Source organism: Filimonas effusa, from assembly GCF_004118675.1.
Lineage (GTDB): Bacteria > Bacteroidota > Bacteroidia > Chitinophagales > Chitinophagaceae > Filimonas > Filimonas effusa.
In genome coordinates this window covers 682,602-708,283 of the sequence record NZ_SDHZ01000002.1, presented here as the reverse complement: position 1 = coordinate 708,283, position 25,682 = coordinate 682,602, and the positions used below count along the sequence as shown (strand labels likewise).

Sequence of the window (25,682 nt, the reverse complement as noted above, 5' to 3'; positions counted from 1 at the left end):
TTTCAAAATGTCAGACATTGCAACAAGAGTAAAGAAGATCATTGTTGACAAATTAGGAGTAGACGAAGCTGAAGTAACCAATGAGGCTTCTTTCACCAACGATCTGGGCGCAGATTCTTTAGACACAGTAGAGCTGATCATGGAGTTCGAGAAAGAATTCAACATCTCTATCCCTGACGAACAAGCCGAGACTATTACTACCGTTGGTCAGGCAGTGGCTTATCTGGAAGAGCATGCCAAGTAACGGCTCCCCCCGTTCTATGCGATATTATTAATCCGCCTGGCGGAAGCACTTTTTTTGCTCCCGCGGGCGGATTATCACTTCAAACATGGGCTTACCATACATGCAGCATATTCAATTAAAAAGAGTAGTAGTCACCGGTCTTGGCGCTTTAACACCTATAGGAAATACGCTCGACGAATACTGGAATGGCTTATTAAACGGAACCTCTGGTGCGGATTTTATACAGCAGTTCGATTGCAGTAAATTCAAAACCCGTTTCGCCTGCGAGCTTAAAAATTTTGAACCAACCCAGTTTCTCGACAAAAAAGAAGCGCGGAAAATTGACCGTTTCACACAAACAGCCCTGGCTGTAAGTGATGAGGCTATGGCTAATGCTGGCATCGACAAAGCAACCATGAATGCAGATCGCATTGGCGTTATCTTCTCCAGTGGCATCGGTGGCCTGATCACCTTCCAGAATGAAGTGACCGAATTTGCAAAGGGTGATGGAACACCCCGTTTCAACCCTTTCTTTATTCCCAAAATGATCCTCGATATCGCCGCAGGCCAGATCTCTATGCGCCACGGCTTAAGAGGTCCCAACTACGCAGTCGTTTCTGCCTGCGCTTCCTCTACGCACGCAGTAATGGATGCCTTCAACCTTATCCGCCTTGGTAAAGCCGATATCATCCTCGCTGGTGGCAGTGAGAGTGTGGTGAGCGAAGCCGGCGTAGGTGGCTTCAACGCCATGAAGGCCCTCAGCGAAAGAAATGATGACCCCAAAACAGCTTCCCGCCCTTTCGATAAAGACAGGGACGGATTTGTAATGGGCGAAGGCGCAGGTATGCTCGTGCTCGAAGAACTTGAACACGCCCTCGCAAGAGGTGCACGCATCTACTGCGAAATAGGTGGCTGCGGCGCTGCTGCCGATGCACACCACATAACAGCACCTCATCCCGAAGGCCTCGGAGCAAGAAATGTAATGCTCGCAGCCCTCGACGACGCTGGTATGCAACCACACGAAATCGACTACATCAACGTTCATGGCACCTCTACTCCTTTAGGTGACTTCGCCGAAGTAAAAGCCATCCAGAGTGTCTTTGGCGCACATGCCTATAACGTCAATATCAGCTCTACCAAATCTATGACAGGCCACCTGCTCGGCGCCGCCGGCGCTATCGAAGCTATCGCCTGTGTGATGAGCGTAGTGCATGATATCGTTCCTCCTACTATCAATCACTTTACCGACGATCCCGACCTCGATCCTAACCTGAACTTTACATTCTGGAAACCCCAGAAACGTACCGTCAACGCAGCATTAAGCAACACTTTCGGATTTGGTGGACATAATGCTTCGCTGATAGTGAAAAAATATGTAGATTGAGGCTGTGCAATTTTTCAGAAACATCTTTAAGAAAGGCCAACCAACGTTTGAAAGGCAGCTGACTAATGTTCTGGGCATAAAACCCGGCAATATCTCACTATACCAGACGGCGCTGAGCCATAGATCGGTTAAAGAAGGACCGGAAGAAAATAATGAGCGTCTTGAATATCTTGGCGATGCAGTACTTAGTACCGTAATAGCCGACTATTTATTCAAGCGGTATCCTTATCGCGGTGAAGGCTTCCTCACCGAAATGAGAAGCAAAATGGTGAACCGCCAGCAGCTTAACGATATCGCCCTCAAAATGGGCCTCAAAAAACTCACCATCTACAACAAGTTCGATGGCTCCCTCAAAGCAAGCCAGATCTTCGGTAATACCCTCGAAGCCGTTGTAGGCGCCGTTTACATCGATAAAGGCTATAAGCGCACCCAAACCTGGGTACTTCGCCATATCGTTTTGCCCCACCTCTTTGTCGACGATCTCGAACAAATAGATATCAATCTCAAAAACAAACTCATCGGCTGGGCCAGCAAGAACGGCAAGATCCTCGAGTTCGAAACCCTCGAAGAAAAAATGGAAAACGGCCGCCGCGTCTTCACCATCGGCGCTGTACTCGACGGCGAAACCATTGCCCAGGGCAAAGGCTTCAATAAAAAAGACGCCAGCCAGATCGCCGCACAGCAGGCCATAGAAAGACTGAAACTATAAAACAGCTTTAAAGTAACAGCGAATGCTCTGACAAGATCTTTAGCAAATGAATGCCGGGCAACGCATTTTGCTAAAAAAAAGCTGTTTCTTAAAGAAGCTCCTGAGAAGCTTTAAAGAAGCTTTTAGGAAGCTTTAAGCGATACCCGGCCAAACCCCCTCTTTTTTTAGCAAAAGCCACGGGGCCCTGACGCCCTAAATCACCCGCTGTTTCCTCATATCCTTCACAATAGCCACCGCATAATCATTAGCCAGTGAACTTACCGAGGAGGGATCAAACGCTTCCGATTGCGCAGAATACAGTAACCTGTTACCGTTTACCGTATACAAACTTGTTTCAAAAAAATAGGTCGTGCTGGTTTGGTAATACCCCGGATCATACACGCGTGGATAGTAATAAGAATAATAACCCCAGAAACCACGGCGCATAATAGGATAGGGCGCATAACTTACATTACCGGGAACATAATACTTTTCTTTGTTTTTATCCAGCAGCGTAACGGTTACAATGCCGTCGACATTAATGGATTTTAGTTTTTGCAGCGCCTGTTCTTCTTTCATGTTCTGGAACGACTTTGGTCCATATTCCTCGGCTGCGGTAATGGCGTCATAACCCAATGCCTTTAAACTGGCGGCCAGCTCCTGTTCGGTCTTCAGTCGCAGCACACGGTCTTTGTCCATGAATAAGCCCAGCACCAATACCTTTTTTAAGGCAGGCATGCTGGCTTCCGTATCCTTCCAGCTGGTGGTGATCCGCGAACTGCTGCCACATCCCTGTGCCAGCAGCGCTAATGCCATGACAGGCAATATGATAAGTGCTTTTATCTTTTTCATAGCTGTTGCTTTACCATTGTGTAAGCAACCTTTATTCCCTACTGGCTGTAAATCAAACCTTTAACGTGGTGTTATTGTAATAAGTTGTTATTAAACAAAGTATTAAGGGAGGTTTTCGGGCACGGTCTGGCATATTTCCATCAATACCCCGCCGGTGCTGGCAGGATGTATAAAACAAACCAGCTTATTATCTGCCCCTCTTTTGGGTACAGGATTCAACAACCGCAACCCGGCATCTTCCAACCGTTTCATTTCAGCATGAATATCGGCTACTTCAAAAGCGATATGATGTAATCCTTCTCCCCGCTTTTCAATATAACGGGCTATAACACCTTCAGGGTCAGTGCTCTCTAACAGTTCCACCTTGGCTTCGCCTGTTTGAAAAAAGGCGGTATTTACTTTTTCGCTTTCTACCGTCTCTGTCTTGTAGCAGGTAGTGTTAAGCAGTGTTTTGTAAAGCGGGATAGCGGTTTGCAGGCTTTTTACAGCAATTCCAATATGTTCAAGTGTTTGCATGGAACAATCGTTTTAACACCTAATGTAGGCATGTTTGCCTTATTTTTGTTGTATACTATTTTAAAGTTTGGACTGGAGATGATGCTGAAAGTACCCGTATATCTGGATCATAATGCGACAACACCCATGGACCCCAGGGTGTTGGAAGCTATGATGCCCTATTTTACAGTACATTTTGGCAACGCCGCCAGTCGCCAGCATCCCTTCGGGTGGGAGGCGGAAGAAGCAGTGGAATATGCCCGCGAACAAATTGCAAAACTGCTGGGCTCCGAATCCAAAGAGATCATTTTTACATCGGGCGCTACAGAAGCCGTGAACCTCGCCATCAAAGGCGTGTTCGAAATGTATGCCGGCAAAGGCAATCACATCGTCACCGTAGCTACAGAACATAAGGCAGTGCTCGATACCTGCCGCCACCTCGAAAAACTGGGTGCGGAGATCACTTACCTGCCCGTTTCGCCAGAAGGCTTCATTGACCTTGAACAACTGGAGGCAGCTATAAAACCTTCTACTATCCTGGTTGCTGTGATGTATGCGAACAACGAAACCGGTGTGGTTCAGCCCATCTCCGAAATAAGCGCCATCGCCAGAAAACACGGTGTGCTCTTCTTTACCGATGCCACGCAGGCCGTAGGTAAGATCCGCGTGAACGTGAACGACGATGGTATCGATATCCTGGCCTTCAGTGGTCATAAAATATATGGTCCCAAAGGCGTAGGCGCCTTATTCGTGCGCAGGAAAAATCCCCGGGTAAAACTAACCGCCCAAATCGACGGCGGCGGCCATGAACGCGGTATGCGCAGCGGTACTTTAAATGTTCCCGGTATTGTAGGTTTGGGGCAGGCATGTGAGATCTGCCGCCTCGAAATGGATGCCGAAAGTAAAAAGAACAAAGCCCTCCGCGATAAACTGGAAACTGCTTTGCTGGCTATAGAAGAAACGCAGCTCAATGGCAGTGTTACACAACGTTTGCCACACACAGCCAACATCTCGTTTAATTATACCGAAGGCGATGGCCTGCTCATGGGCATCAATAAAAATATTGCCGTTTCTTCCGGTTCGGCCTGTACCTCCGCTTCGCTGGAACCCAGTTATGTGCTGAAGGCGCTGGGCGTGAACGACGATCTGGCACATAGTTCGCTGCGTTTTGCAATAGGAAGGTTCACAACCGAAGAAGAAATAAACTATGTGGTAGAACAGGTGACCCAGGTGGTGAATGAGCTCAGGCAACTGAGCCCCCGCTGGGAAATGTTCAAAAACAGTAAAACCGAATACATTAACTTAAAATAGAAATCATGGTTGCTACAGAAAATAGTATCATAGTAACTGATAAAGCCAAAGAAAGGGTGGTAAAGCTGATAGAAGAGGCAGGGCATGGAGATGATCCTTCTTATTTTCTGCGTGTATCTGTTGTAGGAGGAGGTTGCTCCGGCCTGAGCTATAAAATGGATTTCGATAACCAGTTGAAACCTGGCGACCAGGTGTTTGAAGATAAAGGACTGAAAGTGGTGACCGATCTTAAAAGCTTCCTGTACCTCGTGAATACCGAACTCGACTTCTCCGATGGCCTCAATGGCAAAGGGTTTACATTCAATAACCCCAATGCTACCCGGAGCTGCGCCTGCGGCGAAAGCTTTGCAGTATAACAGGCTTTACAAAAAATAAAACCGGGGCTGGCCAAATAATAGCGGTCGGCCTCTTTATTTTCAGGGCGGCTTATGAACTGCGGAATGCGGTTGAAAGCTGCCGTGGGTATTGCTTTCTTATTCAACTCAATCCATCCTAAAAAAACTTAGCTTTGGGCTATGTGGATCATTTGTAAAAAAGAATGGCGGCAGTTCTTTAATAACTTAACCGGTTATATTGCTATAGCCATCTTCCTCCTGCTTAACGGCCTTTTCCTGTTCGTGTTCCCCGATACCAGCCTGCTCGATTTTGGCTATGCCTCCCTCAGCGGCTTCTTCAACCTTTGTCCCTGGATCCTGCTTTTCCTGGTGCCCACCATTACCATGCGCAGCCTGTCCGATGAATACAAAGCAGGAACATTCGAACTGCTGAAAACATGGCCCATCACACCCGCACAGCTCGTATGGGGTAAATTCCTCGGAGCGCTCATCATTGTAGCGGTGGCGTTATTGCCTACCGTTATTTATGGGATCTCTATTCAACAGTTGAGCGCAATAGGAGGGATAGATGTAGGTAGCACCATCGGCAGTTATATCGGCCTTTTCCTGCTGGGCGCCGTATTCACTTCTGTAGGCATCTGCGCCAGCAGCTTTACACCCAATACCGTAGTGGCGTTTATTACAGGAGCCTTTATCTGTTTCCTGTTATACACCGGCTTTGAAGCTATCAGTAAATTACCGGTGTTTCGTGCAGGGCCCGATTACTATATCGAAATGTTCGGCATTCACTTCCATTATAACAGCATCAGCCGCGGCGTTATCGATACCCGCGACCTGGTGTATTTTGCCGGCATCATTTACTTCTTCCTCTTTATTACGCAACGAAATATAACCAAGCGATAATGATCCGTGGTCTCATACGCTCCCGCTGGGGTTGGATGATAATCCTGGCCTTGTTCTTTACAGTCTGCGCTATCTCCGTTGGCTGGCATCACCGTGTAGATCTTACTGCCGAAAAACGTTTCAGCCTTAGCGCTTCTACACAGAAACTGCTGCTGCAGCTCGATACTCCCGTTACAGTTAAGGTCTTCCTTACCGGCGAACTGCCTTCCGATTACCGTAAACTGGGCAATGCCGTAAAAGACCTGCTTGCCGAGTTCCGCGATGTAAGTAATAATAATGTAAGAGTGGAATTCGAAAAGCCCGGCGAAGGTCTTTCCGACACAGCTAAAATGGTGCTCTTCGATAGTCTTGCACGTATGGGTGTAGTATTTGAAAGAAGTGAAACTGTTTCCAACGACGACGCCAAAGCCACCAGCCAGATGATCATGCCTTCGGCGCTGGTGTACTACAAGAACAGGAAACCCTATGCCGTAGACCTGCGCAGCAGCCGCAAAGTGTTCCGCAACTATAACGTGCTTACCGATGTGCCGCAGGAAGACAAAGAAGCTACCCGCAACGCAGCCGAAGCATTGCTCGAATTCAAGTTTGCCGATGCTATCGATAAGCTTACCCGCACCTATATTCCCACCGTCGCCTATGCCGTAGGCAATGGCGAACCCGTAGACCTCCGCGTAAACGACCTCGGCGAAAACCTGCGTAACGAATACCGCCTCGGCGTATTCGATCTTAAACAAGGTTATCCCAGGCCCGAAGACATCAACGCCTTACTCATCGTAAAACCAACTATCCCCTTCACCGATGAAGACAAACTGAAACTCGATCAGTATGTAATGCACGGCGGGAAAATCATCTGGTGTATCGATAAACTCTATGCAGAACTGGATAGCCTCATGCGCAGCCAGGCCGATTTCGTGGCATTCGACAGAAACCTCAACATCGACGACCTGCTTTTCAAATACGGCGTACGTATCAACAGTGACCTGTTGCAGGATCTCAACTGTTCCAAAATACCATTGGTCATTGGTTACAATCCCGACAACAGTCCCAGGATGCAACGCCAGCCCTGGCCTTATTATCCCTTCCTGTCGGTAGCCAACAACAACCCTATCTCCAGGAACCTCGACAGGGTATTACCGGTATTCCCCTCGAGTATCGATACCGTTCAGTCGCCGGGTGTGCGTAAAACCGTTCTGCTGGCGTCCGATTCAAACAGCCGTACGCTCAGCTCTCCGGCTTTGGTAAGTCTTAATAGTGTGAGAACAGAAGATGACTTCCGCTCCTTCAATAAAAGTCATATCCCGGTAGCAGTATTGCTCGAAGGTGAATTCACCTCCCTCTTTGCCAACAGGCTGGTGCCGGCGGTAAAAGATTCTGTTGCCCGTGCGCTGGGAAAACCATTTGCACAGGCTTCCGTAACACCCACCAAACAAATAGTGATCTCCGATGCCGATATCGCTACCAATGCCGTAAGCACTACCACGGGGCCTCTGCCTATGGGGATGCTGCCTTTCGAAAACTATCGTTTTGCCAACAGGGAATTTTTTCTCAACAGTGTTGATTATCTCGTTAGTACCAGTGGTATCTTTGAAAGCAGAAACAAAGACATCACCCTACGCCTGCTCGATAAACAAAAGGTAACAGAACAACGCGGTCTGTGGCAGTTCATTAATATCGTCATTCCTGTTCTGCTGGTATTACTGTTTGGCCTCGTATTGCAATGGCGCCGTAAAAACAAATTCGCTGTGAAAGCAGTTTAAATAAAAATCAATGAGCACGAATCAGTTGATCTATCTCGTTTTTGGTCTCGTACTGGTAATAGCATTGTTGTTCGATCTGGGGCTGATGAGTAAAAAGAACGCCACCATCACCATCAAAAAAGCGCTTATCCAAACCTTGTTCTGGGTGGGACTTTCGCTGGCCTTCTGGGTCTTCCTCTGGTTCGAAAAAGATGCCGTGGTGGCTACCAAATACGTCTCCGCCTATCTCATGGAATGGAGTCTTAGTATCGATAATATCTTCGTGTTCATCCTTATCTTCTCCTTCTTTAAAGTAGGAGAGCAGGATTCGGGAAGAGCGTTGCTCATAGGTATTCTGCTGGCAATTCTTTTCCGTGTAGTGTTCATTGCACTGGGTATTGAGCTTATCGCCAGGTTTCATTGGCTGCTTTATGTTTTTGGTGCTTTCCTGCTCTATACCGGTATCAAGCTGTTTGCAAAGAAAGAAGAAGAAGAATTCGAACCCGAAAAATCGAAGATCTATATCTGGGCTACCAGGTTATTCAGGGTCACCAACCTTCCGCCCGAAGGCCGTTACCTGCTGAAGCATAACAACAAGATCTATTTCACCAGTCTTGCCATGGTGGTGCTCATGCTTGCCGCTACCGATATCGTATTCGCACTCGACAGCATCCCCACTGTAGTATCCCTGGTACGGGAAAGAGCCGACCAGCCTTTTACAGCCGATGATGTGCTCGTGATCTACTCCAGCAACATCTTTGCGGTACTTGGTTTAAGAAGTCTTTTCTTCCTGCTGCGCGGCGCCGTTTCCAAATTCGATTACCTGCAGCAGGGTATCGCAGTTGTATTGGTTTTTATAGGTGTGAAAATGCTCATCGAGTTTTTCCACATCCGTATATCTATTTATATATCGCTGGCCGTTATCGTAGTATGTATAGCAGGCTCTATACTGTACTCCCTCTATGCTGCCCGGAAAGGTGTGCCACCCGAAGTTAAAGATGGCTCCCTGTAATAACAGCAGGTGATATAGTTGACAGTAGCGTTGCTATTGTATATAACATAATGTATTATGGCCTATTCTATTGCTGAGATCGCCGGTTTTACCGGCGGCAGCCTTATCCAGGATCATGCCGCCGGCGAAATTCAGTACCTCGTTACCGACAGCAGGCGGATCTCTTTCCCGGAAACTTCGTTGTTCATTGCACTGCAAACTTCCCTGCGCGATGGACACAAGTATATCCGCGAAGCCTATAACAGGGGTGTCAGGTTCTTTATGATCCAGCACGATACCCTGCCTCCCGAAATAAAAAATGTTTCCTGCCTCGTGGTCGGCAACACGCTCGAAGCATTACAGCTCATAGCCGCCAGGCACCGCAGCAGGTTTCAGTATCCCGTAATGGGTATAACCGGCAGTAATGGTAAAACCATCGTAAAAGAATGGCTCTTCCAGCTCCTGCAACCCGATGAACGTATTGTGCGCAGCCCGCGCAGCTACAACTCCCAGATAGGCGTGCCGCTAAGTGTTTGGCAAATGAACAGCCATCATTCGCTGGCCATCTTCGAAGCAGGCATCTCATTGCCCGGCGAAATGCAGCAGTTGCAGCACATAATACAACCCACCTACGGCATCTTCACCAACCTCGGCGAAGCACATAACGAAGGCTTCAGCAGCTGGCAGCAGAAACTGCAGGAAAAAATGCTGCTGTTTAAACAGGTGCAACTGCTCTTCTGCGCTATCGACGACGAGAGGGTAAAACAGGCCGCCCAGGATCTTGAAGTACCGTTATTTACCACCGGCCATACCAAAGAAGCCGACTTATATATCACTGGCACCGAAAGAGCCGCACACTCAACAAGCATCACCGCTATATATAATGGGCAGCAACGTACCATCGTTATTCCTTTCACCGATGAAGCGTCTGTGCGCAACGCCATCACATGCTGGGCAGTATTACTGCATAGTGAAATGCCCGATGATAGTATCGCGGAAAGAATGTTACTGCTGCAACCCGTAGACATGCGCCTGCAACTGGTACAGGCATTGAACGGATGCGCCCTTATCAACGATAGCTATAGCTTCGATCTTAGCTCGTTTGCCATTGCATTGGAGTTCCTGCAACAGCAACAACAGTTTCATAGCAAAACAGTGATCCTGTCCGATCTGCCGGAACATACGCCCGAACCGGTATACCATGCCGTAGCGCATATGCTGGCACAGAAACAGGTAGGGCGTGTTATTACCATAGGCCCCTTATGGCAGCAATGGAAAGCGGCATTAGCCAGCCTGCCCGCGCGGGTAGAGCAATACACCGGTACTGCACAGTTCCTGCAACAGGTGAACGCCAATCATTTCCGTAACGAAGCCATTCTGCTGAAAGGCGCACGTTTATTTGCCTTCGAACAAATGGTGACCATGCTGGCCCGCAGGGTGCATCAGACGATGATGGAAATAAATCTTTCCGCCTTAAGTCACAACCTCAAACAATACCAGCAGCAGCTGAAACCCGGCACCCGTCTCATGGCAATGGTAAAAGCTTTTGGCTATGGCAGCGGCAGCGCCGAGGTGGCAAGTGTTTTACAATTTCACCAGGTCGATTATCTCGCAGTGGCTTATGCCGATGAAGGGGTTGACCTCCGCAAAGCAGGGATAAGCCTGCCCGTGCTGGTTTTGAATGCCGACGAAGCGGCTTTCGAAACGCTCGTACAGTATAACCTGGAACCCGAGCTGTTTTCGTTTCCGGTCTTGCAATCCTTTCTTCATTTCCTGGAACAGCAGGCGCTGGAATCTTATCCCGTTCACCTGAAGCTCGATACCGGTATGCATCGCCTGGGTTTTGAGTCGCACGATATGCCTGCGCTGAAGGCACTGCTCGAACGGTATGGTAACCGTATAGCGGTCCGCTCCGTATTCAGCCACCTGGCAGCGAGCGAAGACCCTGCCGAAGATGCGTTCACCGGGCAACAGGCCGCCAGGTTCCGCGAAAACTGCCACAAAATACAGGAGGCGCTGGGGTATCCGTTTATTCGCCACCTTTCCAATTCCGCCGCCATCTTCCGCCTGCCTGCCCTTCAGTTCGATATGGTTAGGCTGGGAATAGGATTATATGGCGTTGATTCCGCCAATACGCACCAGCTGTCGCTGAAAACAGTGGCCACCCTTACCACCACCATTGCCCAGCTGCGAAACGTAAAAGCAGGAGAAACAATAGGTTATAACCGCAGAGGCCAGCTATCCCGCGACTCGGTCATTGCTACCCTCCGCATCGGTTATGCCGATGGATACAGCCGGAAACTGGGCAATGGCAACGGCAAAGTGTGGATCAAAGGCCAGCTGGCGCCGGTAGTAGGCACCGTTTGTATGGATATGCTCATGGTAGATGTTACCGATATTCCCGGCATCACCGAAAACGACCTGGTAGAAGTCTTTGGTCCCAACCTTCCCGTTCAGCAGGTGGCTGAATGGAGTGGCACCATTGCCTACGAAATACTTACTGCCATAGGCCAGCGGGTAAAGCGGGTATATGTTGAGGAATAGTAAAAAAAGCCCCTATCTTTGGCCCACTAATAAATAACGACCCTTTTTACAAGTATATGAAAGGAAAACATTTGGTGTTGCTGATCGTGTTGATATTGCTGGCAGACCAGGCATTGAAGATCTATATTAAAACCAATTATTACATAGGTGAAGAGCACCGCGTGCTGGGCAGCTGGTTCCGCCTTCACTTTGTTGAGAACGAGGGAATGGCCTGGGGCTGGAAATTTGGCGGCGGCATCGGCAAGATCTTACTTACCCTTTTCAGACTGGTGGCGGTTGTTATCGGTACCTTTTACCTGCGTAAGTTCATTGCTCAAAAATATCATAAAGGATTCATCATCTGTGCAGGCCTTATCTATGCCGGTGCATTGGGCAACCTTATCGATAGCATGTTCTACGGCCTCATCTTCGAGAACAGCGATCCCTTTATGCAGAACGTTGCGAAGATCTTCCCCGCAGGCGGCGGCTACACCAGCTTCCTGCATGGCAAGGTGGTTGACATGTTATACTTCCCGCTGATCACCAATGCGCATTACCCGCAATGGTTCCCCTTCTGGGCCGGCGAAGAGTTCGAATTCTTCCGCCCCGTATTCAACCTCGCAGATGCTTCCATTTCAGCCGGCGTAATAGCCATCCTCATCTGGCAGCAAAAGTTCTTCCCCCAAAGCAAAGACAAAATCGCCAAAGAAAAAGAAGCCGGAACACCGGTGGAGTAGATAATATATGAAATCCTTTAGCCTCACTTCTATCTTCCTTTTGGTATTATTTACGGCCTCGTTTGGGCAGGTGAAAGATGCTGCAGCGAATTTAAAGCAGCAGGCAGCTAATATGGGCAAAGCGCTTATCAGTGGCGATCTTAAGACCTTTGTACTTTATACCTATCCGTCAATAGTTAAATCGATGGGAGGGGCTCCTAAAATGATTGAAGTGGTGAAGAAAGGGATCGATGAAATGAAAGAAAAAGGAATCAATTTCGAAAAAGTGACTTTTGGTGAACCTGCCCAAATGGTAATGTATGGAAAGGAATGGCAGACAACTATAGCGCAGCATATAGAGATTAAAATGCCGGAAGGAATTTTACAGAATACATCTACACTCATTGCAATTTCATCAGATAATGGTGTTAACTGGACGTTCGTAGATGCTTCAGGTAAAGACATAACAAGCTTAAGAAAAATACTGCCGAATCTCAACCCGGCTATAAAGATCCCTCCCCGCCAACGCCCGGTATTGAAGAGCTAGTTTGTTCTTTTTTATTGCCTGGATAATGTCATGAGAGAAGAGGAGGAAGCGTTGTAACTTTTATTAAAATGTTTAAAGAAACTGTTGCTAAAAAGCTATCAACGCTTACTGGTACTGGAATATAATGTGTAATATTATCTCTATTCTTTTGCCGCTACCTTCTTAAGATAAGAGCAAAACTCCGCACTCACACCCCCGGGGCAATACTTGAGCTTTTGCGGCGATTCATGAAATAACTTCGAATACCATACCAGCGCTCCCAAAAAACAACCCGCTGTATTGGCATGATGCCCATCGTAACCGAACTTCTTGTTTTCCCACCTGTACCCCATATGTAATGAATTGGTTTGATCAGGCACCGCCGGGTAAACAGGATTGGCATAATTGAAGGATGTATCTTTTTTAAACTGCCTGGCCGGATCTGTGGTCACCTTCCAGAAAGCATCCCCAACAGGAAGTATACGTATCTTCAGTTCCCCTGCAATTTTATGATAAGCCGCACGTGATTTCAGGTACATCTCCTCTGCATCTTTGGCATTCGTTTTATGAGGCGCAGGACTTGTTTGCCCAAAAACCTTGTCATCGGAACGATACGCCCATGTCTGGTGGATCACCACCTCTGCACCGGGACAAATAGACTTTACATAATTGTACAGGTTACGCGCATAGGGATAATACGTACTGGAATCGGAAGAAAAGACAGACGCCTGCTGAATGGTCACGATATCCCATTTGTCTTCGGAAAGCAGCGTACGCAACGACTTACCTTTATAAGGCATGCCATTACTGTCGGCAGGATTAGCCTCTGCAGCAGCGGCATGGCGCCAATGCCTTTCCATGGGGCATCCGGGTAATTCAGCGCGGCCTATTTTTAAAGGGTGCTTGCCCTCTGCTGCCAGCTGAGGCAGGTACTTGGAAGCATTCTGTGAAAAGCTGTTACCGATAATGAACAAACGGAGTGTATCATTTTTGGCAAGGGCGCTTTGGTGCAGGGTATCTTCTTTTAAAGGAAGCGCAAGCGCTGGTGCGGAAGCAAATAGGAACAAACAAATTGTAAGGCAGGCAAACCGGTAGTTTTTGAGTATTTCTCTCATAATTAATAGCATATTGGTTGAATGATTAATACTGTTCTCTGTTTATCTTAGCAATGCCACTAAAGGTATTCATTTCTTATGAGGGTCATTTTCTTTTCGACACAGCAGTACGACAAAACATTCTTCAATAAGTTTAATGACAGCTACGGTTTTGATATCGTTTATCATAAGTCTGAATTGACGCTTCAAACGGTTAACCTGGCGCAGGGAAGTGATGCAGTATGTGTGTTCGTGAACGATAAGGTCACAGAAGAGGTGATCATCCAGCTCTCTGCCCTGAACGTAAAGATCATTGCCCTGCGTTGCGCCGGCTTCAATAACGTAGACCTCGAAGCGGCAAAACGCTACGGCCTTCGGGTATGTCGCGTGCCGGCTTATTCACCCGAAGCAGTGGCTGAACATGCCGTTGCCATGCTGCTTACCCTGAACCGTAAAACGCATAAAGCCTATAACCGCGTCCGCGAACAGAATTTCGCACTGAACGGCCTACTCGGATTCGATATCCACGGCAAAACTGTTGGCGTACTGGGAACCGGTAATATCGGCCGCGCCTTTTGTACCATCATGCAGGGATTCGGATGCCGTATCCTCGCATTCGACCTGGTTGCCAATAAAGAAATGGAAGCAGCAGGCGTGGAGTTCCTGCCATTGATAGAAGTACTGAAACAATCCGATATCATTTCACTGCATTGCCCGCTGACAGAGCAAACCAGGCACGTGATCAATAAAGATACCCTGGAATTGGTAAAACCAGGCGTCACCATCATCAATACCAGCCGGGGTGGACTCATAGATACCGCAGCTGTAATTGAAGCCCTGAAAGCCGGCAAAATAGGCGCCCTGGGCATCGACGTATACGAACAGGAAGAAAAACTGTTCTTCCGCGATCTTTCCGACGATATCATCACCGACGATACCATTCAAAGGCTGATGAGCTTCCCTAATGTGCTTGTAACAGCCCACCAGGCATTCTTTACCGCCGAAGCCCTCTCCCAGATCGCTATTACCACCCTTAAAAATATTGCGGAACTCGCCGAAGCAAACAATTTAACCCAAAAGGCAGCGTTATTGGTATAATATCCATCTGATAAAAAACGGCATCAAATATGCAAGATAGATGATGTTGATGGCGGCAACCCTCTTCAGCAAGGGATGTCATGTCATTGACATAAATACAATTTGTTGTAAATGAGAAAGTTATTACGCCAGGGAATCGTATTGTTTTCAGCTGTCTGCTTACTGGCCTCCTGCGCCAAAGAATATAGCCTGGAAACCGGCAGCGGGGGAACGCCGGCTACCGGTGCCCTTGTAAAAGATGAAAACGGCAACTGCTCCGGTATCACCATCCACGGTACCTACGATGCAGGTGTTGTCATGAACGACTCCAACTACGCAGAAGTTTCCCTTACCATCAATAAACCCGGTTCTTACTACATAAGTACAGATACGCTGAACGGGATCTCCTTTGTCGATTCAGGCTATTTTTCTGTAGTGGGTTCCTATAAAGTAAAACTAGGCGCAACAGGTACACCCATTCTGCCCATTACCAGCGACTTTACGGTAAGTTTCGATACCACTACCTGCGGCTTTTCTGTAACAGCTACAGATGGCGGCGGTGCCGGTGATCCTAACCAGTCGGCCACTGCCTGGCAGTTTTCCGATCCTGCTAAAAGCTATAACGGAACCATCGATACCGCCTACTTTTCTACCGAAACCGGCGGTGTAAATGCGTTCACCATTGTGGGCAGAAGCGCTGCCAATGCCGACACCACCTTCAGGCTGGTAATGGCTTTGTCCACCGCACGTACACTTAATGCAGGCGATACGTATAATACGCAAACCGCTGCCGATTACCTTTTTGCAAAAGCCAGTACTTCAACGGAGATCTATGCGGCAAGACCAAACAATGCGGCCGCGGGAGGCAATGTTACCATCACCATCACTTCTTACGATAACACTACCCGCATAGCCCAGGGTACTTTCAGCGGCGCTGCAGTGGCAGCTGCCGGGGGAACGATAAATATAAGCGGGCAGTTCAGGGCAAGAGTATCTACCTTATAAAAAAAGCCCGGATCACTTCCGGGCTTTTTTCTTTAGATTTTATTATAAACTATAATTCTCCTACCATTTTAGCAGGTACCACCCACTCATCAAATTCTTCAGGAGTCAGGTAGCCTAACTTCACTGCCATTTCTTTTAAGGTAGTGCCTTCTTTATGTGCTTTCTGGGCGATCTCCGCCGCTTTATAATAGCCGATCTTGGTATTTAAAGCTGTAACCAGCATCAGGCTGTTGTCTACATGCTTTTTGATATTGTCATGTAAAGGCTCAATGCCTTCTGCACATTTATCGTTGAAGCTTACACAACCGTCGCCAATCAGGCGCGCGCTGTGCAGGAAGTTGTAGATCATTACAGGCTTGAATACATTCAGCTCAAAATGGCCATTGGCGCCGCCAATGTTAATAGCGACGTCGTTACCCAATACCTGTGCGGCAATCATAGTCAATGCTTCACATTGTGTAGGATTAACCTTACCCGGCATGATAGAAGAACCTGGCTCGTTATCAGGGATAAACAGTTCTCCGATACCTGAACGTGGACCTGAGCTTAAGATCCTGATATCATTGGCGATCTTCATCAGGCTTACAGCAACAGTCTTTAAAGCGCCATGGGCTTCAACGATAGCGTCGTGAGCCGCCAGTGCTTCAAATTTGTTCTCTGCAGTGATGAAAGGCAAACCGGTAAGTGTGGCGATCTTTTTGGCAACTACTTCGCTATAACCTTTAGGAGTGTTGATGCCGGTACCAACTGCCGTGCCACCCAAAGCCAGTTCGCTCAAATGTTCCAGCGTATTTTTGATGGCCTTTAAACCATGGTTCAGCTGCGATACATAACCGCTGAACTCTTGTCCTACGGTAAGCGGCGTAGCATCCATGAAGTGTGTACGGCCTATCTTAACAACATGCATGAAAGCGGCGCTTTTGGCTGCAAGCGTATCACGGAGCTTCTCGATACCGGGAATAGTGGTTTCGAGTAATATCTTGTAAGCTGCAATATGCATTGCAGTAGGGAAGGTATCGTTCGAAGATTGCGACTTGTTAACGTCGTCATTGGGATGTAATACTTTCTCCTTATCGGTTAACGCGCCGCCGGTAATAACATGTGCACGGTAAGCTACCACTTCGTTCACGTTCATGTTGCTTTGCGTACCACTGCCTGTTTGCCATACTACCAATGGGAATTGATCATCCAGCTTGTTTTCCAGGATCTCATCACATACCTGCCCGATCAGGTCACTCTTTTCTTTTGGTAAAACACCCAGCTCCAGGTTAGCCTGTGCTGCCGCTTTTTTGAGATAAGCAAACGCTGCTATGATCTCTTTGGGCATACGGTTAATGTCCTGGGCAATCTTGAAATTTTCAATGCTACGCTGGGTCTGCGCACCCCAGTAAACATGAGCAGGAACCTTTACCTCGCCCATCGTATCTTTTTCTATGCGATAGTCCATACAGCTATTTTTTTGTGTGCCGCAAAGTTAGGCGCCCGGAACCAAAAAACGTAACCGGTTTATTTGCCCGTGAATACAGGCTTACGCTTCTCAAGAAAGGCATTGGTACCCTCAACCTTGTCAGCAGTGCCAAAACATTCACCGAATTGCCTGATCTCAAAATCGTACCCCTTCTGTGTATGATCAAAATTGTTGATGCAGGCAATCACACGCGCTATCGCAAGCGGCGCCTTGGTATGTATCACCAACAGTATCTTTTTTACAGCGTTCAGCAGCTCAGCAGCAGGTACTACTGCATTCGCAATGCCATATTGCTGTGCCTCCTGCGCGCTAACCATTTCACCGGTCATGATAAGCTGCATAGCCCTGCCTTTGCCCACTGCCTGGGTTAAACGCTGGGTGCCGCCATAACCGGGAAGTAAACCCAGATTCACTTCGGGCTGGCCAAACTTTGCATTTTCACTCGCCAGTATAAAATGACAAGCCAGTGCCAGCTCACAACCACCGCCTAACGCATAACCGTTTACAGCAGCTACAATAGGCTTGGGGGCCTGTTCTATGCGGTCAAATACCAGTTGTTGATTCTTGCGTGCCAGTGCTTCGCCGCCGGCTGCATCCAATGAAGTGAATTCACTGATATCGGCACCCGCAACAAAAGCTTTCTCTCCTGCACCCGTGATAATGGCGGAGCGGATATCGGAACGCTCATATACTTCGCTGATGGCTTGTGACAATTCTTCGATGACGTCCCTGTTCAATGCGTTCATCTTGTCGGGCCTGTTGATGGTAATCGTAAATATTCCTTCCTCTAACGTCGTTAATAAAGTCTTATAGGACATAGCAATGAATTTTGGTGCAAGTTAGAACTCCCTGTGGGCTTTTGTCCAATTATTAATGTAATCTGCGATATCTGCCATCGAAGCTCCCGGCGCAAATAATTTTCCTATGCCCAGCGCCTGCAAAGTATTCATATCGGTTTCCGGTATAATGCCGCCGCCGGTTAACAGCACATCGTCCATCTCTTTTTCATCCATCAGTTGCTTCACCCGCGGGAAAACGGTCATATGCGCTCCTGATAATATGCTGATACCTATGGCGTCCACATCTTCCTGCAAAGCGGCATTCACCACCATCTCGGGTGTCTGGCGCAAACCGGTATAAATCACCTCCATGCCGGCGTCACGCAAAGCAGTTGCGATTACCTTGGCGCCCCGGTCATGACCATCCAGGCCTACTTTTGCTACCAATACCCGTATCGGGCGATTGAGTGTGCTGTTCATTGATGCTAACGGTTGTTTGTATTCAAATGTAAGGAAAAACAACCTTACATCGGCCAGCCCTTTATCCGGCTGATAAAATCAGACAGTTCCTGTGCAATTTCATGATGTTCGGCCAGGCTCGGATGATCGCCGCAGCCCGAATGGTAACGCCGGCCGAAATAATACCGGTAAACATTCCTGTCGCCCCGGTCATTACACCCCGTTACAATGGCGTCGAGATATCGCCGCATCATCTTTAATAAACCCTCGTCAGCCATAGGGCTTGTTAAACAAATAATAGCTGCCTCAGGGTAATGCATTCTGATCGTGTTTATAAACTTTTCATAGGCGTTACAAAACAATACAGAATCCTGCTGCCCGTCATTTTGCCCAAGGCATATCGTCACCACATCGGGCTGATAGCGTGAAAAATCCCAGGCAAGACTGTTGCCTGCGAGGTTTATCTTATCAAATACCTGGGGCATCAACACTTTCATATCGCAACAACTATGTACCAGGCCAATGCCTGATACAGAAGTCAGGTGCCAGTTGGCCTTTAAATTCCTTGCCGTTATTGCGCCATAGCTGAACCATGCATTGTGCTGGTCGTACCACTCTCCCTGGCCGCAGGGCTTCTCCGATATATCGCTGCCGGTACCGCAGGTGATGGAGTTGCCGATAAACTCTATCTTACGTACAGGCGCGGGCGCGGGCAAAGAACTTAAGTCCATTGCCATTATACCGCCAATGCTCATATAGCCTATACTGGTTTCTGTATTCTTGCAAATGATCACCTGGTGTGTTGCATTGTTATCGTCTCCCAGGTGAATGCCGATGGTATCAACATCCTTTTTCAATTGCAAACGATAGGTTTGTTTGCCATCGATGATTATTTCTATATAGTTCCTGTACTTATTGTATAAATGTTCATCCCCGATAATAAAAGCGCAGCTGTCGCCCTTGATACCTGCGGTTACATAACTTCCTGCGGTCCATAAACGTGGCTGGTTGATATCGGTAAAATCTATCCTGCCGGTATAACGTAATAACGGAGAGCTGGCCTTATAAAATTGCAGCGGCTTGTTAGTGCTGCCGGCTTGTAATCCGGTAACCAGCAACGAACTCATGAGTAACAAGAGAAAGTATTTCATAATGATAGTGATATTATGATAGAAATGTTGGCTAAATGAACGTGCGAACGCCCGAAGCATTGAATGTTTCCCGGAATTCCTTCGGTGTGCATATTTTTTTCTTTTTGAAGATGCGGTTGAAGTTCGAAAGATTGTTGAAGCCGCACCTGGACGCTATTTCGGCAATACTTTGGGTGGTATCTATCAGCATCCTGGAGGCATTACCCACCCTTATTTCATTCAGGGTGTCGATATAGGTTTTGCCTGTTCTTGTTTTAAAAAAGCGGCTGAACGATACAGGCGCCATGCCTGCTATGGCTGCAGCATCTTCCAGGCTGGCCGTTTTCTGGAAATTTCCGTTAATGAATTCCATGACACGATGTATGCGCCGGCTGTTATAGGCAATACTTTCTTTGGGAGTGAACGCTATATCGGATAATATAGTGATAGGCTTTACAACAGAGAGCTCATGCAGCAGCGTCAACAGGTCCAGTACGGAAGGAAAGCCCTGTGCCTGCGTCAGCGCTTTTAAGCGGGGCATTAATGCGGTGGTTGCCTTTGCCGGAAATAAGATCCCTCTCAGCGAACGCTCGAACATGGTCCGCAGCGCACTCATCTGGTTCCTGTGCAGGAAACGTTCCGGGAACAGGTCGCGGTGAAACTGTACCGTTATCTCTTCTATCTTACGGCTTTTGCACCGGTGGGTGAACCACCCGTGCTGGAGGTTGGGGCCTACAAGAACCAGTTCCAGGTCGCCAATCTCTTCAATATGATTGCCGATAACACGCTGCGCCCCCCTGGCATTCCGGATAAAATTCAATTCAAACTCTTCGTGGTGATGAAGAGGGAAATCAAACTCCGATTTTATTCTTGAAAATATTGTAAAACAATCGCTTGGAGTAAGCGGAATGATCTCCCGCAGCAACTCTTCTTTCATATAGCAAGCATTTCGTTGGATGAAAGTAATGAAAAATATGATTATTGTTTAAATAATATAGGCGTTTTATTATAGTGTATTTCCTTGCAATACCCCTGTAATTAAGGTATTAGGCAGTATCCGTTCTTTAGTGTATTATCGTATTGTATAAAAAATACATTGAAAAGATAAAATAGTATCATTTTTAAAATGCCTTATACTCTACATTTGGTTCATTAAAACGAATTGCCATATGCCAAACAGAACTATTCCACGGTTCATCTGCTTACTCACAACTTTGCTGCTTGTCAGTTCTATTTTATGGGCACAGAACAAAACCATATCAGGTGTTGTAACCGATGAAAAAGGCGCTCCCCTGGTAGGAGCAACCGTTACAGTAAAAGGTCAGTCAAAATCATTCGTCACCAGCCAGTCGGGCGCATTCAAATTGCAACTGCCGCCAGCTGCCACCATATTGGTGGTAAGTTATGTAGGACTGGAATCTGCAGAAGTGGAGATTGGACTGAATACCACATTCAACATTGTACTTAAAGGCGCCGTTACCAACCTGAACGAGGTGGTGGTAATTGGTTACGGTACCGCTAAACGTTCCAGCGTTACCACCTCAATCGCATCAGTGTCGGAGCGGGAGATCAAAAACCTGCCGGTGCCTGGTGTGGATCAGGCATTGCAGGGTAAAGTAGCCGGTGTTACCATTGCCGCCAACGGCGGTCAGCCCGGTGGCGGTGTTTCCGTTAGGGTAAGGGGTATCACCAGCGTAAACGGTAACGATCCGCTGTATGTGATCGATGGGGTGCCATTAGCTGCTTCAACCAGTAGTCTTAGCCAGGATGTACTGGGTGGCAGCGGCGGACAAACCGGCCAGAGCGTGCTCGCCACCTTAAATCCCAACGACATTGCTTCCATCGATATCCTGAAAGATGCGTCGGCCCAGGCGATCTATGGCTCCAGGGCGGCTAATGGTGTGGTGCTTATCAATACAAAAAAGGGTAAGGCCGGTGAAGGTAAAATGGCTTACAGCATGTATTATGGTGCTGCTGCCGTTCCTAAAAAACTGCCCATCATGAACCTGCGCGAGTATGGCCGGTACCAGAACTCACTGGTAAAAGAATTCCGCGCCGTAGGTGAAGTGGCCGATACAACAGTTGAATTCAAAAACCCCGATCTGCTCGGTACCGGTACCGACTGGCAAAGCGCCATCTTTCAAACCGGTATCACGCAAAATCACCAGCTTTCGTTCTCCGGAGGCCAGGGTAAAACAACCTACTATTTCTCCGGTAACTATTACACACAAACAGGTACGTTAATAGGAACCGACTTTAAAAGATATTCCTTCAGAATGAATGTTGATCAGCAGGTGAAAAGCTGGTTGAAAGCAGGTATCAGTACCAACCTGTCGCGCAGTAATCAAAGAGTGGGACTTACCGATGGCTTTGATGCGGTAACCAGCGTGGTGTTGCACAACAGCCCCGCTGCCGTGATCCTTTCCCCGGATGGGCAGTATGCCGGTGCGCTGCAGATCTCAGGTAATCCAATAGGTACCGATAATAACCCTGTTGCGATGGCTAACCTCAGAGATGTAAGACAAATTCAGTCCAAAGCCTTTGGCGCCATTTATGGCGAAGTAGAAATACTGAAGGGGCTCACCTTCCGCAGTGAAGTGAACTACGACTTTAACTTCATGAATGGGAAAGCATTCCAGCCACTGTTGTTCAACGTACAACCTAATAACCATGGCGGTTACGACAGTGTCAGGATCCTTGGCCCATCCAAACTCAGGGAACAAAGGGATAATAGCCTCTACTGGGGTTTGAAGAATTACCTGAACTATAATGGCGGCTTTGGTAAACACTGGGTATTTGCCACATTAGGTCATGAAGTACAAAGCTCACGTTACGATTACCTCCAGGCCTACAGGCAAAATCTGCAGCAAAACCTGCCTTCGCTCGGGGTTGGTGAACAAGGTAATAACTCCAACGAAACTATTGGCGCAGGTGCAGGTGACTGGAAAATGGAATCCTATTTTGCACGTGTAAACTATTCTTACGATAACAGGTATTCTATAAGCGCTTCTGTCAGGAGGGATGGTTCTTCTGCTTTTGGTCCCAATAACCGCATCGGTTATTTCCCGGCAGTATCGGTGGCCTGGACGCTCACTAACGAGTCTTTTGCGAACAATCTTTCCTGGGCCAGCTCTATCAAGATCAGGGGCGGTTACGGTGCTGTTGGTAACCAGAATGTTGCTGCCAACCAGTACTACACCAATATCGATCTGTCACGTACCAGTCCCTTTGGACCTGCAGGTTTTCCGCGTAATATCGGTAACCTGAACCTGGGCTGGGAAGCGGTTAAAACATATAATGCAGGTATAGATGCGGCCCTGTTCAATAAGAAAATAGATCTTACTATCGACGTTTATAAAAAGGTATCCAGCAAAATGCTGCTGGCGACACAGCTGGCCGATTTCTCTGGTATAGGCGAACAAACCAATAGCGATAACTGGGACGATATATGGACCCCAATCGCCAACAACGGTAAAATGACCAATACCGGTATCGATGTCTCTCTTACCAGCTATAACATGACGCGTAAAGATTTCAACTGGAAAACTACTTTAACGTTCAGTCACTACAAGAACACTTTAAATGAACTGAATACCAAGGATGCAAAGCTGGCAGGTAGTATTCGTGTAGACTATTCCGGTAAAGACCCTGTTATCACCGTAAGCCAGCAGGGACAGCCTGTAGGCGCTTTCTATGGTTATGTGACCGATGGCCTGTTTAAAAGCCAGGACGAGCTCAATAACGGTGTAAACTGGGGATTGGCAGTAGGGCCGCAGCAGTTATGGCTTGGTGACCAGCGCTACAAAGACCTGGATGGTAATAAAATACTGGATGACAAGGACGTGAAAATGATAGGCAACCCCAATCCTAAGTTTACAGGTGGCCTCAACAATACCTTCCAGTACAAAGAATTTGATCTGTCGATTTTCCTGTACGGCAGCTATGGCGCTAAAGTGTACAATGCAACCCGTATGCTTACCGAGAGAATGAGCAACCAGTGGTCTAACCAGCTGACTACCGTTTTGGACAGGTATACAGCCGATAATACCGGCAGCGATATGCCCCGCTTCAATAAATGGAGCAACTATAACCTCAGGGTATCCGACAGGTATATTGAAGATGGCTCTTTCCTGAGAATTCAAACTGTTTCCCTGGGATACAATCTGCCAGCTGCATGGGTAACAAGGGCTAAACTTTCTTCTGCACGGGTGTATGTTTCCTGTCAGAACCTGTACACATTTACCGGTTACTCCGGCTATAACCCTGACCTGGGATCTATCAACAACAACGTATTGCTGATGAACATAGACCAGGGACGTTATCCTATTCCGCGTACAGTTACCATAGGTGCTAACATCGAGTTCTAACTTTTAAATGAAACAGAATGAAAAAGCTTGCTTCTATATATATCCTGCTACTGGCAGTATCGGTCGGTTCCTGTAAAAAAGATTTCCTGGATACCACGCCCGCTACCAGTGTAACAGTAGAAAATTACTACCGGAATGCCGCAGAGGTTAACGGCGCCACCGGTGTGCTCTACAATGCCGTTTGGGGCAGATGGTTCGATAAAGCCTTCTTGTGCGTAGGTGATATCATGGCCGGAACTGCCATCGTAAGAGGTGATGAAAACTATAAAACGTTTTATAATTTTAATATCCTCAGTACCGATGGACCTGTGGGTGCTACCTGGCGTTCGTGTTATAAAGCTGCCGGTAGTGCGGCTGTTCTGATCAATCTTTTTGAACAGAAGAAAAAACAGGTAGGTGATCAGGCTTATCTTACACAAGGTATTGCCGAAGCCAGGTTTATCAGGGGATTCGCCTACTTCTACATAGCCCGCGCATTTGGAGATGCACCTATTGTAGATGATCCGGTTATGCTTACCGAGCCCGGTAAATACCTCGTTCCCCGTTATCTGCAGAAAGATGTACTGCGCTATGCGTTGGAAGATCTTAAATATGCAGAAGAACATCTTGGCCAGGATGCCTACCAGGCAGGCCGTGTTACCAAATGGGCGGCAAAAGGGATGATGGCTAAACTGTACCTGTATTCAAAAGATTATGCCAATGCCAAGCTGAAAGCAAAAGAAGTGATCGATTACTCCAATGCCAATCCTGCTAAAGTGGGCTTGTATGGCGACTATGGTAAAATGTTCACTTCTGCCTCTGCCAACAATAACAAAGAATCACTGTTCTCTTTACAATGGCTGGCTTCCATGGGCTATAATGGAGGTAACCTGTTCCAGGAGTATGTAGCGCCGCAGGCACTGCTGAAACCCGGTCCTACAAATGCAGACGGCTATTCTGCCGTAAGGCCTTCACTGGACATGCTCAATCCCGCTACGGGATACGCTACGGGCGATAAAAGACGCGGTTGGAGTGTGATGGAGCAGGGCTTTCATCGTGCCGACTGGATAAATGATAAATTCCCGAACGGCTTTAAATACGATACCACTGCGAAGGTAGACGACCTCTCCAACACCTTCAACGATGTACGTGCCAATATCCTGAAATATGTGATCGGACCTGCCGGTGGTGCTGAGCCCGTGAGTGGCTTGTTCACCAGCATGGGCACTTACATTCTGCGTTATGCTGATGTATTGTTGATTTATGCGGAGGCTTCGCTGTTAAGCGGCGGTATCGACGGTGTGGCGCTGGATGGTTACAATGCTGTTCATACACGCGCAGGGCTTTCACCTGTAAGTACATTTACTATCGATGATATCCTGCATGAGCGTAAGGTAGAATTTGCTTTTGAAGGCGACTTCTGGTTCGATATTCAGCGCCAGGGCTTTGAAAAAGCAAAACAAATGGTGGGAGCACAGGAAAGGGGTAACCTTAATTTCGACGGAACGCTTAATCCGCTAAAGGTGGTGCTTACCAGTCCTTCGCAGCTGTTCCTTCCGGTGCCGCAGGCCGAAACAATTGAAAACCCGGCTTTACTTGGTGAAGCGGTACCTTATTATTAACCAGTGTATAAACGATTCA

At 47.6% G+C, this 25,682-nt stretch carries 23 protein-coding genes; 15 read left to right on the top strand and 8 right to left on the bottom strand.

Features of this window, described 5'->3' with window-relative positions; all coding sequences use genetic code 11:
* Positions 1-7: 7 nt before the first annotated feature.
* The 3 genes from ESB13_RS14175 (at position 8) to rnc (ending at position 2,316) form a co-directional block, all read left to right on the top strand.
* Entirely contained in the window at positions 8-244 is a 237-nt protein-coding gene (locus ESB13_RS14175) for an acyl carrier protein (protein WP_026751146.1), read from the top strand.
* Between the two features lie 109 nt (positions 245-353).
* Positions 354-1,607 (top strand): beta-ketoacyl-ACP synthase II, encoded by a 1,254-nt coding sequence (gene fabF / locus ESB13_RS14170; RefSeq protein ID WP_129005008.1) that lies wholly within the window; start codon positions 354-356, stop codon positions 1,605-1,607.
* A 4-nt stretch (positions 1,608-1,611) separates the two neighbouring features.
* Positions 1,612-2,316: a ribonuclease III gene (gene rnc / locus ESB13_RS14165; protein WP_129004308.1), complete on the top strand. Its 705-nt coding sequence runs from the start codon at positions 1,612-1,614 to the stop codon at positions 2,314-2,316.
* 192 nt (positions 2,317-2,508) lie between these two features.
* On the opposite strand, the gene ESB13_RS14160 is transcribed toward rnc, so the two are convergent.
* Complete coding sequence (locus ESB13_RS14160; RefSeq protein ID WP_129004307.1) at positions 2,509-3,147, bottom strand: hypothetical protein; 639 nt, start codon at positions 3,145-3,147, stop codon at positions 2,509-2,511.
* 102 nt (positions 3,148-3,249) lie between these two features.
* Positions 3,250-3,663 (bottom strand): methylmalonyl-CoA epimerase, encoded by a 414-nt coding sequence (gene mce, locus ESB13_RS14155; RefSeq protein ID WP_129004306.1) that lies wholly within the window; start codon positions 3,661-3,663, stop codon positions 3,250-3,252.
* 30 nt (positions 3,664-3,693) lie between these two features.
* Here mce and ESB13_RS14150 point away from each other — a divergent pair, with 30 nt between their 5' ends.
* From ESB13_RS14150 to ESB13_RS14115, 8 genes are all read left to right on the top strand, one after another.
* Entirely contained in the window at positions 3,694-4,953 is a 1,260-nt protein-coding gene (locus ESB13_RS14150) for an IscS subfamily cysteine desulfurase (protein WP_281275054.1), read from the top strand.
* 5 nt (positions 4,954-4,958) lie between these two features.
* Entirely contained in the window at positions 4,959-5,309 is a 351-nt protein-coding gene (locus tag ESB13_RS14145; RefSeq protein WP_129004305.1) for a HesB/IscA family protein, read from the top strand.
* A gap of 159 nt (positions 5,310-5,468) precedes the next feature.
* A complete protein-coding gene (gldF, locus tag ESB13_RS14140) occupies positions 5,469-6,191 on the top strand; it encodes a gliding motility-associated ABC transporter permease subunit GldF (RefSeq protein WP_129004304.1) in 723 nt (240 codons plus the stop codon).
* The gene (gene gldG, locus ESB13_RS14135; protein ID WP_129004303.1) at positions 6,191-7,948 is read left to right on the top strand and encodes a gliding motility-associated ABC transporter substrate-binding protein GldG; all 1,758 of its coding nucleotides are present in this window, start codon (positions 6,191-6,193) and stop codon (positions 7,946-7,948) included. Before gldF ends, gldG begins: the two co-directional genes overlap by 1 nt.
* Before the next feature lie 10 nt (positions 7,949-7,958).
* Positions 7,959-8,939 (top strand): TerC/Alx family metal homeostasis membrane protein, encoded by a 981-nt coding sequence (locus tag ESB13_RS14130; protein ID WP_129004302.1) that lies wholly within the window; start codon positions 7,959-7,961, stop codon positions 8,937-8,939.
* A gap of 57 nt (positions 8,940-8,996) precedes the next feature.
* The gene (locus ESB13_RS14125) at positions 8,997-11,462 is read left to right on the top strand and encodes a bifunctional UDP-N-acetylmuramoyl-tripeptide:D-alanyl-D-alanine ligase/alanine racemase (RefSeq protein ID WP_129004301.1); all 2,466 of its coding nucleotides are present in this window, start codon (positions 8,997-8,999) and stop codon (positions 11,460-11,462) included.
* A gap of 56 nt (positions 11,463-11,518) precedes the next feature.
* Positions 11,519-12,178 carry a lipoprotein signal peptidase gene (locus ESB13_RS14120; protein ID WP_129004300.1) on the top strand — a complete coding sequence of 220 codons (660 nt, stop codon included), beginning with the start codon at positions 11,519-11,521 and terminating at the stop codon, positions 12,176-12,178.
* 7 nt (positions 12,179-12,185) lie between these two features.
* Positions 12,186-12,704, top strand: coding sequence for a hypothetical protein (locus ESB13_RS14115; protein WP_129004299.1), 519 nt, complete (start codon positions 12,186-12,188; stop codon positions 12,702-12,704).
* A 140-nt stretch (positions 12,705-12,844) separates the two neighbouring features.
* On the opposite strand, the gene ESB13_RS14110 is transcribed toward ESB13_RS14115, so the two are convergent.
* Positions 12,845-13,798, bottom strand: coding sequence for a DUF4886 domain-containing protein (locus ESB13_RS14110; protein ID WP_220399681.1), 954 nt, complete (start codon positions 13,796-13,798; stop codon positions 12,845-12,847).
* 78 nt (positions 13,799-13,876) lie between these two features.
* On the opposite strand from ESB13_RS14110, the gene ESB13_RS14105 reads away from it, so the two are divergent.
* Both ESB13_RS14105 and ESB13_RS14100 read left to right on the top strand, forming a co-directional pair.
* The gene (locus tag ESB13_RS14105) at positions 13,877-14,875 is read left to right on the top strand and encodes a 2-hydroxyacid dehydrogenase (RefSeq protein WP_129004297.1); all 999 of its coding nucleotides are present in this window, start codon (positions 13,877-13,879) and stop codon (positions 14,873-14,875) included.
* A 111-nt stretch (positions 14,876-14,986) separates the two neighbouring features.
* Positions 14,987-15,859, top strand: a complete 873-nt coding sequence (locus ESB13_RS14100) for a hypothetical protein (RefSeq protein WP_129004296.1) — start codon at positions 14,987-14,989, stop codon at positions 15,857-15,859.
* Between the two features lie 49 nt (positions 15,860-15,908).
* Here ESB13_RS14100 and fumC read toward each other — a convergent pair whose 3' ends face one another.
* Genes fumC through ESB13_RS14075 form a run of 5 tightly spaced genes read right to left on the bottom strand, consistent with a single transcriptional unit; the run spans position 15,909 to position 20,632 of the window.
* Positions 15,909-17,306 carry a class II fumarate hydratase gene (gene fumC, locus ESB13_RS14095; RefSeq protein ID WP_129004295.1) on the bottom strand — a complete coding sequence of 466 codons (1,398 nt, stop codon included), beginning with the start codon at positions 17,304-17,306 and terminating at the stop codon, positions 15,909-15,911.
* 59 nt (positions 17,307-17,365) lie between these two features.
* The gene (locus ESB13_RS14090) at positions 17,366-18,145 is read right to left on the bottom strand and encodes an enoyl-CoA hydratase/isomerase family protein (RefSeq protein ID WP_129004294.1); all 780 of its coding nucleotides are present in this window, start codon (positions 18,143-18,145) and stop codon (positions 17,366-17,368) included.
* Between the two features lie 21 nt (positions 18,146-18,166).
* A complete protein-coding gene (locus ESB13_RS14085; protein WP_129004293.1) occupies positions 18,167-18,586 on the bottom strand; it encodes a cobalamin B12-binding domain-containing protein in 420 nt (139 codons plus the stop codon).
* Positions 18,587-18,630: 44 nt separating this feature from the next.
* Positions 18,631-19,716, bottom strand: a complete 1,086-nt coding sequence (locus ESB13_RS14080; protein WP_129004292.1) for an SGNH/GDSL hydrolase family protein — start codon at positions 19,714-19,716, stop codon at positions 18,631-18,633.
* 31 nt (positions 19,717-19,747) lie between these two features.
* Positions 19,748-20,632: a helix-turn-helix domain-containing protein gene (locus ESB13_RS14075; RefSeq protein ID WP_129004291.1), complete on the bottom strand. Its 885-nt coding sequence runs from the start codon at positions 20,630-20,632 to the stop codon at positions 19,748-19,750.
* Between the two features lie 232 nt (positions 20,633-20,864).
* Here ESB13_RS14075 and ESB13_RS14070 point away from each other — a divergent pair, with 232 nt between their 5' ends.
* Both ESB13_RS14070 and ESB13_RS14065 read left to right on the top strand, forming a co-directional pair.
* Positions 20,865-24,062, top strand: a complete 3,198-nt coding sequence (locus ESB13_RS14070) for a SusC/RagA family TonB-linked outer membrane protein (RefSeq protein WP_129004290.1) — start codon at positions 20,865-20,867, stop codon at positions 24,060-24,062.
* A 17-nt stretch (positions 24,063-24,079) separates the two neighbouring features.
* A complete protein-coding gene (locus tag ESB13_RS14065) occupies positions 24,080-25,663 on the top strand; it encodes a RagB/SusD family nutrient uptake outer membrane protein (protein WP_129004289.1) in 1,584 nt (527 codons plus the stop codon).
* Positions 25,664-25,682 lie beyond the last annotated feature (19 nt).

What these genes read in the sequence shown, in the direction of transcription:
- ESB13_RS14175 (WP_026751146.1), top strand. Translation starts at nt 8, where the DNA reads ATGTCAGACATTGCAACAAGAGTAAAGAAGATCATTGTTGACAAATTA.
- ESB13_RS14160 (WP_129004307.1), bottom strand. Translation starts at nt 3,147, where the DNA reads ATGAAAAAGATAAAAGCACTTATCATATTGCCTGTCATGGCATTAGCG.
- mce (WP_129004306.1), bottom strand. Translation starts at nt 3,663, where the DNA reads ATGCAAACACTTGAACATATTGGAATTGCTGTAAAAAGCCTGCAAACC.
- ESB13_RS14150 (WP_281275054.1), top strand. Translation starts at nt 3,694, where the DNA reads ATGTTTGCCTTATTTTTGTTGTATACTATTTTAAAGTTTGGACTGGAG.
- ESB13_RS14145 (WP_129004305.1), top strand. Translation starts at nt 4,959, where the DNA reads ATGGTTGCTACAGAAAATAGTATCATAGTAACTGATAAAGCCAAAGAA.
- gldF (WP_129004304.1), top strand. Translation starts at nt 5,469, where the DNA reads ATGTGGATCATTTGTAAAAAAGAATGGCGGCAGTTCTTTAATAACTTA.
- gldG (WP_129004303.1), top strand. Translation starts at nt 6,191, where the DNA reads ATGATCCGTGGTCTCATACGCTCCCGCTGGGGTTGGATGATAATCCTG.
- ESB13_RS14130 (WP_129004302.1), top strand. Translation starts at nt 7,959, where the DNA reads ATGAGCACGAATCAGTTGATCTATCTCGTTTTTGGTCTCGTACTGGTA.
- ESB13_RS14125 (WP_129004301.1), top strand. Translation starts at nt 8,997, where the DNA reads ATGGCCTATTCTATTGCTGAGATCGCCGGTTTTACCGGCGGCAGCCTT.
- ESB13_RS14120 (WP_129004300.1), top strand. Translation starts at nt 11,519, where the DNA reads ATGAAAGGAAAACATTTGGTGTTGCTGATCGTGTTGATATTGCTGGCA.
- ESB13_RS14115 (WP_129004299.1), top strand. Translation starts at nt 12,186, where the DNA reads ATGAAATCCTTTAGCCTCACTTCTATCTTCCTTTTGGTATTATTTACG.
- ESB13_RS14110 (WP_220399681.1), bottom strand. Translation starts at nt 13,798, where the DNA reads ATGAGAGAAATACTCAAAAACTACCGGTTTGCCTGCCTTACAATTTGT.
- ESB13_RS14105 (WP_129004297.1), top strand. Translation starts at nt 13,877, where the DNA reads ATGAGGGTCATTTTCTTTTCGACACAGCAGTACGACAAAACATTCTTC.
- ESB13_RS14100 (WP_129004296.1), top strand. Translation starts at nt 14,987, where the DNA reads ATGAGAAAGTTATTACGCCAGGGAATCGTATTGTTTTCAGCTGTCTGC.
- fumC (WP_129004295.1), bottom strand. Translation starts at nt 17,306, where the DNA reads ATGGACTATCGCATAGAAAAAGATACGATGGGCGAGGTAAAGGTTCCT.
- ESB13_RS14090 (WP_129004294.1), bottom strand. Translation starts at nt 18,145, where the DNA reads ATGTCCTATAAGACTTTATTAACGACGTTAGAGGAAGGAATATTTACG.
- ESB13_RS14085 (WP_129004293.1), bottom strand. Translation starts at nt 18,586, where the DNA reads ATGAACAGCACACTCAATCGCCCGATACGGGTATTGGTAGCAAAAGTA.
- ESB13_RS14080 (WP_129004292.1), bottom strand. Translation starts at nt 19,716, where the DNA reads ATGAAATACTTTCTCTTGTTACTCATGAGTTCGTTGCTGGTTACCGGA.
- ESB13_RS14075 (WP_129004291.1), bottom strand. Translation starts at nt 20,632, where the DNA reads ATGAAAGAAGAGTTGCTGCGGGAGATCATTCCGCTTACTCCAAGCGAT.
- ESB13_RS14070 (WP_129004290.1), top strand. Translation starts at nt 20,865, where the DNA reads ATGCCAAACAGAACTATTCCACGGTTCATCTGCTTACTCACAACTTTG.
- ESB13_RS14065 (WP_129004289.1), top strand. Translation starts at nt 24,080, where the DNA reads ATGAAAAAGCTTGCTTCTATATATATCCTGCTACTGGCAGTATCGGTC.